The following is an 11324-nucleotide window of genomic DNA, read 5'->3' on the forward strand; positions in this document are numbered from 1 at the left end:
TGAATGATCTAGAGAACATTATGTTAGGCCGTCTAAAGCTGACTGTTTGATATAATGTTCTTTTTGGCGTTATGCTCACCATCTTTTAGAAGAGATAAAAGCACTAAAAAATCGACGCGTGTACATATACTAAGAAAGCTTGCCCTCATAGATAGAAAGGGGAGATTTTATGGGAAGTATAAGACGCTACATGAAGTTTGTACAGCCATACAAATGGCAAATTGTCGGTACTGTATTAATTGGTATTATTAAATTTGCTATTCCTTTATTAATTCCGCTGCTTTTGAAATATGTGTTGGACGATATCGTAAATGGACATGGCATGTCCTCCTCTGAAAAAGTTCATAAAATGGTGACGATTATGGGGATTTCGTTTGTTGTATTTTTAGTGTTAAGACCTCCCATTGAATATTACAGGCAGTATTATGCTCAGTGGGTATCGAGCAAAGTACTATATGATATACGAGATCAGCTGTTTAGCCATATTCAAAAGCTTAGCTTGCGTTATTATGCAAATACGCGAGCGGGTGAAGTGATTTCACGAGTCATTAATGATGTAGAGCAAACAAAAAACTTTGTTATCACAGGTTTAATGAACGTATGGCTTGATATGATGACGATTGTAATAGCCATTGTGATTATGTTTACGATGAATGTACCTTTAACACTGGTATCGATTATTTTGCTGCCGGTTTATGCGTTCTCTGTAAAATATTTTTACAGTCGTCTTCGCCATTTAACAAGAGTCCGTTCGCAGGCTTTAGCGGAAGTGCAGGGGCATTTACATGAAAGGGTTCAAGGGATCTCTGTTATTCGCAGCTTTGCTATTGAGCCTCATGAGCAGAAGCAATTTGATAAGCAAAATTCAAATTTTCTACAAAAAGCAATCAATCATACGAATTGGAATGCAAAAACATTTGCAGTAGTGAATACCATTACCGATTTGGCACCTTTAATCGTGATTACATTTGCTGGATATCAAGTCATCACAGAAAGTCTTAGCGTAGGAACGATGGTAGCATTTGTGGCCTATATTGACCGCTTGTATAATCCGCTTCGCCGCTTGGTCAATTCATCGACTACGCTCACGCAGTCTGTGGCATCTATGGACCGGGTGTTTGAGTTCATTGATGAAGAATACGATATTACAGACAAGAAAGATGCAAAAGAATGTACTGAGCTTCATGGAAAGGTGCAGTTTGAGCACGTTTCATTTGCTTATGAAGAAGAAGAAAAACCTGTGATTCATGATATTAATTTAGATGTAGAAAAAGGAAAATCCGTTGCGTTTGTTGGAATGAGCGGAGGAGGGAAATCCACGCTTATCAGCTTAATTCCGCGCTTTTATGATGTGACAGAGGGTAAAATTCTCATTGATGACATTGATATCAAAACCTATAAAGTACGCAGCCTGCGAGATAAGATTGGAATCGTCCTGCAGGATACGGTGTTGTTTAGTGACACGGTTAAAAACAATATACTGCTTGGAAAGCCAGGAGCGACAGATGAAGAAGTAATTGCTGCGGCAAAAGCCGCAAATGCCCACGATTTTATTATGAATTTGCCCGAAGGATATGATACAAAAGTGGGAGAGCGGGGAATGAAGCTATCAGGAGGACAGAAGCAGCGTATTTCCATTTCGCGCGTATTTTTAAAAAATCCAGCTATTCTTATTTTTGATGAAGCCACTTCAGCTCTAGATTTGGAAAGTGAGCACTATATTCAAGAAGCATTAGCTGAACTAGCAAAAGACCGTACGACTTTCATTGTAGCCCATCGTTTATCTACAATTACTCATGTTGATGAAATTGTACTTTTAGAAAATGGAAGAGTAGTCGAACGAGGTTCTCATGAGGAGTTAATTAAGAAAAAAGGTCATTACTATCAGCTCTTTAACGTTCAGCAGCTTGATACAATTTAAAAACACCACCTATTGTCTAACAATAGGTGGTGTTTTTAATCTTCTTGTCGCTGATGATTAATATCAAATGAGTTAGCATCCTTGTGATAGTTTTGGAACGTATCAATCAGCTTATCAAGATGCTCTAACTCTTCACTATACTCAATGATGACAGAAATTAAAGGGAAGATATGATAAATAACCTTATTCTCTTCATCATTATCGTATATTTTGTACTGCATAAATTTATCGATTAAAGCTCGTTTTCCAACGCAGGCTTCGTTTGGTACAGTAGTGGTTGGCTGTACGCGTAATTTCCCAATGAATTTTAATAATACTTGCTCATGATACATTAACAGGCACTCAACTTCAGATTTGATTAAATCTTGAAATTGCTGCGGCATGACTTGAAGATCATTTTCCACTCGGTGAAGTAGTTTCAAGGTTGTAAGAGCTCGTGTTGTTACGGTAATCATTTGACGAAATAAAACGAGCTTGCGTGACTTAACAAAACGTTTTTTGGTTGAATAAGTGCGTTCTTCTTTGTAAAAATCAAAGATTTGATTCATTTTAGCCACATTGTCTTTCATTTTTTCAATGTCTTCTTTTAACAATGTGTGCTCAGATGCGTGATAAAGATTCATGCGAATCCATTTAATAATTTCTTCCGTTGTGCTTACAATTTTATAATACAATCTTGTTTCATACTTTGGCGGAATAAAAATAAGATTGACAATAAATGCTGAGAATACCCCAAGTAACACTGTACCAAAGCGTATAAGTGCATATTCAACGAAATTATCTCCTGGATTTTCCATGATTGCAATTACTGTCACAAGCGCAAGCCCAATTGTATTATTAATACGTAATTTTAAGTTGACTGCAATGACAACAACAGCGGTAAAACCAATAATGATGGGATGGGTACCAAAAATAAGTCCAAAACAAACTGCAGAAGCAGCTCCAATCACATTCGCCTGTATTTGCTCCAATATTGTTAAATAAGATCTGTAAATAGACGGTTGAATTGCAAAAACTGCCGCAATTGCCGCAAATATTGGAGATGGTAAACTTAGAAATTCACCTAATAACAATGAAAGTGTAATGGCAATTCCCGTTTTTAAGATGCGGGCACCAAGTTTCATGTGCGTTCGTAGTTCCTTTCTGTAAAAAAGTTTTTTCGTTATGAAGAATGTTCCCCAAAACAAATGATAAATTGCAAAAATCAATCCTTCTTTATTACATAACCTGTTGGAAATAATATAAACAATAACATACTATACAAGGTTTAAGAATGGATATCAAGAGAAAACAAGCAGAAAAATAAGGGTATTTCTCGGGATTTTTCGACAGGCTGAAAAAAAGGAGATGACGCGTAAGAAATGGTTATGAAAGGTGGGAATGTTCTATAAGGAAACCCGAAGGTAAAACGAAAAAGAGGTCGAGACATAACGAAATAAATCCAATCTAAAGACGAACAAATGGGATACATGAACTGAACCGCTTGTGACACAGCACTTGATTTCCGCAGCAGTCTTCCACTTGCCCTTCAATCAACTGCTAGAAAGACCTGTACACACGAAACCTACGTTTACCATAACAAAAAAACGAACCACTAATCAAACATCTTGATCAATGGTTCGTTTTTCACTTCGTCTAAAATCCTTTTATTTCAGCCTCTTTAGAATAAGAATTAACGTTCTTCACTTAATTGTTTAAATGCTTTTTCGACTGCTTCTAATGTGTCGGTAATATCTTGTTCTGTATGAGCTGTAGTAAGGAACCATGCTTCATATTTCGAAGGAGCTAAGTTGACACCTTGGTGGAGCATTAGTTTAAAGAAGCGTGCGAATAATTCGCCGTCTGTATTTTCTGCTTGTTCATAGTTTTTGACCGTTTCGGTTGTAAAATAGACAGTAAGAGCGCCTTTTAATCGATTGATAGTAATAGGCATGTTATATGTACGAGCATGTTTTAAAATACCCTCTTCGAGCATCGCCCCTAACTTATCCAACTGTTCATAAACACCTTCTTGCTTTAGTACTTCTAGGCAAGCAATCCCAGAAAGAATAGAAGCTGGGTTTCCTGCCATTGTACCTGCTTGATAAGCGGGTCCAAGCGGCGCCACTTTTTCCATGATTTCTTTTTTACCGCCGTAGGCTCCGATTGGAAGGCCGCCGCCGATGATTTTTCCAAATGCAGTGAGATCAGGTTTTACACCAAGTAAATCTTGAGCTCCACCGTACATAAAGCGAAACGCTGTAATAACTTCATCGTAAATAACAAGTGCTCCAGCTTCGTGAGTTAATTCATTAACTTGTTCTAAAAAGCCAGGTTCCGGCTCAACAATTCCGAAGTTTCCAACGATTGGTTCTACTAAAACAGCTGCAATCTGATCGCCCCATTTTTCTAATGCTTCCTTGTAAGGCTCGATGTCATTAAAAGGAACTGTGATGACTTCGTTAGCGATACTTTTTGGTACACCAGCAGAGTCAGGAGTGCCGAGTGTAGAAGGACCAGATCCAGCTGCTACTAATACAAGGTCAGAATGGCCGTGGTAGCAACCTGCAAATTTAATAATTTTATCGCGTCCAGTATAAGCGCGTGCTACACGGATCGTTGTCATAACGGCTTCTGTTCCAGAGTTGACGAAGCGCACTTTATCTAATGCGGGCATCGCTTCTTTGAGCATTTTAGCAAATGTGACTTCATGAGCAGTTGGCGTACCGTAAAGAACACCCGTTTCAGCTGCTTTTGTAATAGCTTTCGTGATATGAGGATGAGCGTGTCCCGTAATGATAGGACCGTAAGCTGCTAAATAGTCAATATATTTATTTCCATCAACGTCCCAGAAATAAGCTCCGCTTGCCTTCTCCATTGCAACAGGGGCTCCGCCTCCTACGGCTTTATATGAACGTGAAGGGCTGTTAACGCCGCCTACAATATGCTCGAGCGCTTCAGCGTGTAATTGTTCTGATTTTGTAAATTGCATAGTATGCCTCCTAATGAAAAGTTCAACTTCTTTATTCTATCAAACTTATTTGTTTCTTGAAAAACATTCGAGAACGTGTATGATAGAAATTTGTGAGCTAACTGCTAGAAAATAGTTCCTCGTCTCTTGGAGGAGTTGCTAGCAAGGGCGCCGGAAACAATAAAAGAAACCACTAATACGTCGACGTAACGGAGGGAATACAATGAAAAATGCTATTGAGGTGAATCAACTTCGGAAAGAATTTAAAGCCTATTCTAGCCGCTCTGGCCTTAAAGGGGCATTCCGGGATCTATTTACCCGTAATTATAGAGTCATGAAAGCTGTGAACGATATATCGTTTACCGTAAAACAAGGGGAAATGGTAGGGTATATAGGAGAAAACGGAGCGGGGAAATCGACCACAATCAAAATGCTGACAGGAATCTTAACTCCTACTTCAGGCGACATTACCGTAAATGGAATGAATCCCCATAAGGAAAGAGAAAAGTTTGCCCAAACGATTGGTGTTGTTTTTGGTCAACGCTCTCAGCTGTGGTGGGATATTGCCGTACAAGAATCTTTTCGCCTGTTAAAAAAAGTATACAAAGTGTCAGATGAAGATTATAACGCTCACATGGAGCACGTTATTCAAACGTTAGATATCGGGCCGCTGCTAGATAAGCCAGTGCGAAAGCTTTCTTTAGGTCAAAGAATGCGCTGTGAGCTGGCTGCTGCTCTTATTCACAATCCGCCGCTTCTATTTTTAGATGAACCGACGATTGGTTTAGATGTACTAGTTAAATTAAAAATCCGTCAATTTTTAAAAGAAATTAATGAAAAATACAACACGACAATTTTGCTTACAACACATGATTTAGCAGATATTGAAGCTTTATGTGAACGCGTTGTAATGCTGGATGAAGGCAGTATTATTTATGACGGATCGCTGCAAAAGTTGCGTTCGAACTGGGGCGACCTTAAGCAGGTTACGTTTGAATTCGGAACTGCGCCAAATAAAGAGCAGTTGAAGCTATTGACGCAAGGAATGCCTGTTAACTGGATTGAAGGTGATCAAAAATATTTGTGGACAGCACAGCTTCAAAATAAAGGAGACTTAATGTCGCAGCTGATTGCTAAAGTGGTGGCAAAGCATGAAATCAGCGATATTAACATTGAAGAAATTTCGACGGAAGAAATTATTCGCAACATTTATGAAGAAGGTGTTGTGAATGGATAAATATATAGAGATGATACGCATTCGTTTTTTAATGATGCTAGCGTATCGGACGAATTATTACAGCGGAATATTGATTTATGCAATTAATATTGGTGCTTACTATTTTTTATGGTCCGCTATTTATGGAGGAAAAGAGAATATTCAAGGTTTATCCATCACTCAAATGACAACGTATGTAGCCGTTTCATGGATGGCAAGAGCCTTTTACTTTAATAACATTGACCGTGAAATGGCAACGGAAATTAAAGATGGCAAAGTGGCTGTAGAGTTAATTAAGCCTTATAGCTACCTTGGTATGAAAACGATGCAAGGACTGGGAGAAGGGATTTTTCGGCTGCTGTTTTTCTCAGTGCCCGGCATGATTATTGTCGCGTTTTTATTTCCAGTACAGTTCTCAGCAAATGCAGCAACATGGCTTTATTTTGGACTGTCTTTAATTTTTAGTTTCATTATCAATACACAAATTAATTTATTAACGGGTATTACGACTTTCTTTCTCTTTAACAATGATGGACTCATTCGAGCGAAGCGCGTTGTTATTGATTTGTTTTCAGGACTTCTTCTGCCCATCAGCTTCTATCCTTTCTGGGCGCAACATATTATGAGCTATTTCCCTTTTCAAGCCATTAGTTATATTCCGAGCATGATTTTCACAAATGGATTTAAAGGGCAGGAAGTAATAAATGCTCTTATCACACAAGCAGTTTGGTCAGGACTTCTATTTATCCCTATTGCATGTTTGTGGAACATAGCGAAGAAAAAAATGGTTATTCAAGGAGGGTAGTCTATGAAAATGTTTTATTTTTCGATTTTCTTTCAGTACATCGGTCAATATATGAAAACAAGGCTTCAGTATCGTACCGACATGGTAGTTGAAATCATATCGGACTTATTATTTCAAACGGTTAACTTAATTTTTATTTTAGTTGTATTTGGTCATACTCAGTCGCTGCACGGATGGTCACGAGAGGAAATTATCTTTATTTATGGTTTCTTTTTAGTTCCTTTTGCTATTTTTTCGTCTTTCTTTAACATTTGGGATTTCAATGAACGCTACATTGTTAAAGGAGAAATGGACCGAATTTTAACGCGGCCGATTCATAGTTTGTTTCAAGTTATTTTGGAGCGAATGGAGCTAGAATCATTGTTTGGTGGTGTCACTGGGATTGCCGTAATGGCTTACGCTGCGTCTTCTTTACATCTTCATTTCCAGTGGTATGATGTTTTTATTTTTCTATTATTTATTTTAGGAGGAGCGCTTGTATACGCAGGAATTTTCATCGCCTTAGCAAGCATAGGCTTCTGGTCGGATGCCAGAACCTCTATTATGCCTACTATTTATAATATTGGAAACTATGGAAGGTATCCTGTAGATATTTATAATAATGTCATCCGATATGTTTTAACGTGGATTCTTCCTTTTGCATTTGTAGGCGTATATCCAGCCGCTTATTTCTTAGGAAGGTCAGAATGGTATGGATATGCATTTTTAACCCCAGTTATGGGAATCGTCTTTTTTGTAATCTCTATTTTCTTATGGAATACAGGGGTCAAAAAATACAGAGGAGCAGGCAATTAAATGCCTGCTCTTTTTGGTGGATTCGGAGTAGTAATGATTGGACAAGAACGCGCGTATAGTGGTAGTAAGAGTATAAATTAAAGGAGTAGAATGATGGTTATTTTTCTAATCCTCGTTATCATTGTTTTTGTAATTGGTAGTATGAAGTTTCTCTTTGAAAAAGAACTTGGAGAATTTCATTTTTTCTCAATTGGTCATTTCTTTGTCTTGTTTTATTCATATATTACAGTTTTATTGGGATTTAGCCTTATTTATACAGTATGTGAGATGGGGAGTATTCCAGTATTAAGCGGAGGGTTTGAACATGAAGGTCATTATTTCTATACCCTGTTTAACAGTATGTATTTCAGCGCAGCGACGTTATTTTCAGTAGGCTACGGAGATATGTATCCGGTTGGAATTGGGAAATTATTTGCAACTTTTGAAGCGTTTATCGGCTATATTATGCCTGCAATCTTTGTGATGCGAACTGTTACCCGCACTTAAACTTGTCATCTTATCTAATATTAGGTACGCTATTCAAAGAAAATGAAAAGCGTAAAGGAGAAGATAAATATGACAGCTGTAGTTGGAGAAAAAGCACCCGATTTTGTATTGATGTCTACAAATGGAGAGCAAGTATCACTAGCGTCGATGAAAGGAAAAAACGTTGTGCTGTATTTTTATCCGAAAGATATGACGCCAGGCTGTACAACAGAAGCCTGTGATTTCAGAGATCAGCATGAAAATTTTGAAGAGCTAGATGCGGTAATTCTAGGAGTGAGCCCGGATCCAATCGACAAACACCATAAGTTTATTGATAAGCACGGCCTTCCATTCTTACTTTTAGCTGACGAAGATCACAGCGTAGCTGAAGAGTATGGAGTATGGACACTGAAAAAAAACTTTGGAAAAGAATATATGGGCATTGAACGCTCCACTTTTATCATTAATAAAGAAGGAATGCTCGTAAAAGAATATCGTAAGGTTCGAGTGAAAGGGCATGTGGAAGAAGCTTTATCATTTATTAAAGAAAAAATGGCATAAAAACAGGCAGATAACTAGAGCAGTTTTAGTCTTTGAACATACAATATCAGTGTAGGGCATACCTCCTCAGATGTTAATATATTTAAAAGTGTGGATTGATTTCCACACTTCTTTTTTTGCATAAAATATATGAAAAGTTTCTACTTATTACATAAAATAGGAATAGGCATCAAGTTGACAAAACGTGGGTAAAACATGTAGACTAATTATAAGAATTATAAAGTAATAATACTTACAGAAGAGGGGTGCATGACGTGTCAAATCATTTACAAGAAGCCCTTGAAACGTTAAAAGGTACTGGCGTTCGTATCACACCACAACGTCATGCTATTTTAGAGTATTTAATCAATTCAATGACACATCCAACAGCAGATGATATTTATAAAGCGCTGGAAGGTAAGTTCCCAAATATGAGTGTAGCGACCGTTTACAATAATTTAAGAGTATTTCGCGAAGTAGGTATTGTAAAGGAACTAACATACGGTGATGCATCAAGCCGGTTTGATTATGTTACAACAGAGCATTACCATGTGATTTGCGAAAGCTGCGGAAAAATTGTGGATTTTCATTATCCTGGTTTAGACGAAGTAGAAAAGCTGGCTGCTCATATTACTGACTTTGATATTAGTCACCACCGAATGGAAATTTACGGAACGTGTCCTGATTGTACGGCTAAAAAAGCGCATTAATAAGCTGATAGTAGTGATACTATCAGCTTTCTTTTTGTTTTTTTCTATTATACTTTTCGTCGAATTGTTTTCCTTCAAGAGACTGGTCAAGCGTAAGCGGCTCATTGCAATACATACACATATCTACGCGCCCTAGCATTTTGGTTTGCTTTTGACATGTAGGGCAGGTTACTTGAACCGCTTTTGTAGAAAGCATGCCAATCCAGAAATAAACGCCGGTACTAGCTACGATGCACAGCAAACCCAAAAGCATAAAAATAGTCATTAGCCAGACTGAAGATCGAAAGAAAATTCCCCCATACATAACAATGAACCCAACAAAGATCAGACTGAGTGCAAACGTGCGAATCTTGTTAATTTTATTTGAATACTTTATCCCCATCAGTATCCCCCCTGTTACCAATATATCATAGAGTGAGACAATGAATGATAATGAAAATTGAATCTTCGGAAAATTATTGTTGGTTTTTGAGCTTTCTGAATGATTTCCATAATTCTGAGTGGGATATCCGTTATACATCGTATATAATAAAAAAAGAAATCTTAGTCCATAGCCTTTAAAATTTTGAAAAATATTTGTTTATTACAGTTAGGAGAGCTCAAAATGGAAGATGTTTTACGGCCAATATATCAAGAAAGAGCTAGCAATAAAGACACACTAGGTATTTTACTGATTGAAAAAAAGAAATCAGAATCTCCAGTGACGGATAATTTGGATGCTATCTTATTTATTGTGACCAAAACTACAGAAACTTCTCTTTTTATTAAACAATACGAATATGAAAATGAGCGTGCGGCACTTTATATGGCTTCTGAACAGCAAATGAGTGAATGGATTATGAGGGGGACGAACCGCCGTATTATTGATTGGATCTTAAATGGTAAAGTGCTATTTGATCGAAACGAATATATGGAAAACTTAAAGAAACGCTTAATTGATTTTCCTAGAGAAGATCGGACAAAGAGAATAGGTGTCGAGTTTGCTAAGTTGATTCGCCGATTTAAAGAAGGAAAAGACTTTTATGCGTCTAATCATTATTTAGATGCATTCAATCATGTCATTCATGCTCTTCATCATTTAGCACGACTGTCTGTGTTGGAAAATGGATTTCACCCAGAAGTGACAGTATGGAACCAAGTGAAAAAAATAGAACCTGAAATTCATCGTCTTTACGAAGAGCTAATTATTAGCCAAGAAGAGGTTAGCAAGCGTTTAGAGCTGCTTTTCTTAGCGAGTGAATTTCTAGTAAATAAAAAAACTGAATTAGGTGCCAAGCATCTTGTTCATATTATGAAAAGTGAAAAGCAGGAATGGACGTTTAATGAACTGGTTCATCATCCCGAAATACGCCCTTATGCTATTGATTTAGGAATACTTCTTGAGTTTTTAATTGAAAAAGATATCATTATGGTAAAAAAAGTAGAAACCAAAGGAAAGAGTTTGTACCATAGACACTATGTGGCGAAATGATAGAGAGGATAAAGGGTATCTGATACGGTGCGGTTATGACGTGTAGATACCCTGACATATGACTTTATAGCCTGGATAAAAGGTTTTTCTAAAAAAACACGATTTATTTTAAAAAATCTATTGACGCTTTAAAATATCCGTGGTAAATTTATATACGTCGCCAATGAGCGATACTAAATTTATCAAAAACTTGAAAAAACTTCTTAAAAAAGTTGTTGACAAGAAAGAGATAAACTGATAAGATAAAAAAGTCGCTTAAGAGCGGCGGTTGAACTTTGAAAACTGAACAAAGCGACAAACGTCAACGTTAAATTTTATTTTTTATTAATTGAGCAAGTCAAACATTTCTTCGGAGAGTTTGATCCTGGCTCAGGATGAACGCTGGCGGCGTGCCTAATACATGCAAGTCGAGCGAACTGATTAGAAGCTTGCTTCTATGACGTTAGCGGCG

General features: G+C 37.3%; 11 protein-coding genes and 1 rRNA gene. 9 read left to right on the forward strand and 3 right to left on the reverse strand.

The features are described 5' to 3' along the window. Positions 1–169: 169 nt before the first annotated feature. Complete coding sequence (locus tag AC0C45_RS24750) at positions 170–1921, forward strand: ABC transporter ATP-binding protein (protein ID WP_016762869.1); 1752 nt, start codon at positions 170–172, stop codon at positions 1919–1921. A 35-nt stretch (positions 1922–1956) separates the two neighbouring features. Here the strand turns inward: AC0C45_RS24750 and AC0C45_RS24755 are convergent, their stop codons facing one another. Further along, positions 1957–3045 carry an FUSC family protein gene (locus AC0C45_RS24755; RefSeq protein WP_013081550.1) on the reverse strand — a complete coding sequence of 363 codons (1089 nt, stop codon included), beginning with the start codon at positions 3043–3045 and terminating at the stop codon, positions 1957–1959. Positions 3046–3593: 548 nt separating this feature from the next. Continuing rightward, positions 3594–4892: a glutamate-1-semialdehyde 2,1-aminomutase gene (locus AC0C45_RS24760; protein WP_028410116.1), complete on the reverse strand. Its 1299-nt coding sequence runs from the start codon at positions 4890–4892 to the stop codon at positions 3594–3596. Positions 4893–5094: 202 nt separating this feature from the next. Here AC0C45_RS24760 and AC0C45_RS24765 point away from each other — a divergent pair, with 202 nt between their 5' ends. From AC0C45_RS24765 to perR, 6 genes are all read left to right on the forward strand, one after another. After that, positions 5095–6108 (forward strand): ABC transporter ATP-binding protein, encoded by a 1014-nt coding sequence (locus AC0C45_RS24765; protein ID WP_013055167.1) that lies wholly within the window; start codon positions 5095–5097, stop codon positions 6106–6108. Further along, complete coding sequence (locus AC0C45_RS24770) at positions 6101–6892, forward strand: ABC transporter permease (RefSeq protein WP_013081552.1); 792 nt, start codon at positions 6101–6103, stop codon at positions 6890–6892. The genes AC0C45_RS24765 and AC0C45_RS24770 overlap by 8 nt, the downstream gene beginning before the upstream one ends. A gap of 9 nt (positions 6893–6901) precedes the next feature. Then, positions 6902–7687, forward strand: a complete 786-nt coding sequence (locus AC0C45_RS24775; RefSeq protein WP_034655325.1) for an ABC transporter permease — start codon at positions 6902–6904, stop codon at positions 7685–7687. 90 nt (positions 7688–7777) lie between these two features. Continuing rightward, positions 7778–8173, forward strand: coding sequence for an ion channel (locus tag AC0C45_RS24780; protein WP_223260285.1), 396 nt, complete (start codon positions 7778–7780; stop codon positions 8171–8173). A gap of 69 nt (positions 8174–8242) precedes the next feature. Continuing rightward, positions 8243–8713, forward strand: coding sequence for a thioredoxin-dependent thiol peroxidase (gene bcp / locus AC0C45_RS24785; protein ID WP_013055171.1), 471 nt, complete (start codon positions 8243–8245; stop codon positions 8711–8713). Between the two features lie 254 nt (positions 8714–8967). Then, positions 8968–9402: a peroxide-responsive transcriptional repressor PerR gene (gene perR, locus AC0C45_RS24790; protein WP_013055172.1), complete on the forward strand. Its 435-nt coding sequence runs from the start codon at positions 8968–8970 to the stop codon at positions 9400–9402. 22 nt (positions 9403–9424) lie between these two features. Here the strand turns inward: perR and AC0C45_RS24795 are convergent, their stop codons facing one another. After that, complete coding sequence (locus AC0C45_RS24795) at positions 9425–9784, reverse strand: YgzB family protein (protein ID WP_013055173.1); 360 nt, start codon at positions 9782–9784, stop codon at positions 9425–9427. 222 nt (positions 9785–10006) lie between these two features. Here AC0C45_RS24795 and AC0C45_RS24800 point away from each other — a divergent pair, with 222 nt between their 5' ends. Together AC0C45_RS24800 and AC0C45_RS24805 are read left to right on the forward strand one after the other, a co-directional pair. Further along, positions 10007–10873 (forward strand): nucleotidyltransferase-like protein, encoded by an 867-nt coding sequence (locus AC0C45_RS24800; RefSeq protein ID WP_047931909.1) that lies wholly within the window; start codon positions 10007–10009, stop codon positions 10871–10873. Positions 10874–11219: 346 nt separating this feature from the next. After that, positions 11220–11324: ribosomal RNA gene (locus AC0C45_RS24805) — 16S ribosomal RNA — on the forward strand; the annotation flags it as partial.

This window comes from Priestia sp. VA7 (genome assembly GCF_055710015.1).

Bases quoted from the DNA above. Each gene is read 5' to 3' on its own strand.
- AC0C45_RS24750 (WP_016762869.1), top strand. From the start codon at position 170: ATGGGAAGTATAAGACGCTACATGAAGTTTGTACAGCCATACAAATGG.
- AC0C45_RS24755 (WP_013081550.1), bottom strand. From the start codon at position 3,045: ATGAAACTTGGTGCCCGCATCTTAAAAACGGGAATTGCCATTACACTT.
- AC0C45_RS24760 (WP_028410116.1), bottom strand. From the start codon at position 4,892: ATGCAATTTACAAAATCAGAACAATTACACGCTGAAGCGCTCGAGCAT.
- AC0C45_RS24765 (WP_013055167.1), top strand. From the start codon at position 5,095: ATGAAAAATGCTATTGAGGTGAATCAACTTCGGAAAGAATTTAAAGCC.
- AC0C45_RS24770 (WP_013081552.1), top strand. From the start codon at position 6,101: ATGGATAAATATATAGAGATGATACGCATTCGTTTTTTAATGATGCTA.
- AC0C45_RS24775 (WP_034655325.1), top strand. From the start codon at position 6,902: ATGTTTTATTTTTCGATTTTCTTTCAGTACATCGGTCAATATATGAAA.
- AC0C45_RS24780 (WP_223260285.1), top strand. From the start codon at position 7,778: ATGATGGTTATTTTTCTAATCCTCGTTATCATTGTTTTTGTAATTGGT.
- bcp (WP_013055171.1), top strand. From the start codon at position 8,243: ATGACAGCTGTAGTTGGAGAAAAAGCACCCGATTTTGTATTGATGTCT.
- AC0C45_RS24795 (WP_013055173.1), bottom strand. From the start codon at position 9,784: ATGGGGATAAAGTATTCAAATAAAATTAACAAGATTCGCACGTTTGCA.
- AC0C45_RS24800 (WP_047931909.1), top strand. From the start codon at position 10,007: ATGGAAGATGTTTTACGGCCAATATATCAAGAAAGAGCTAGCAATAAA.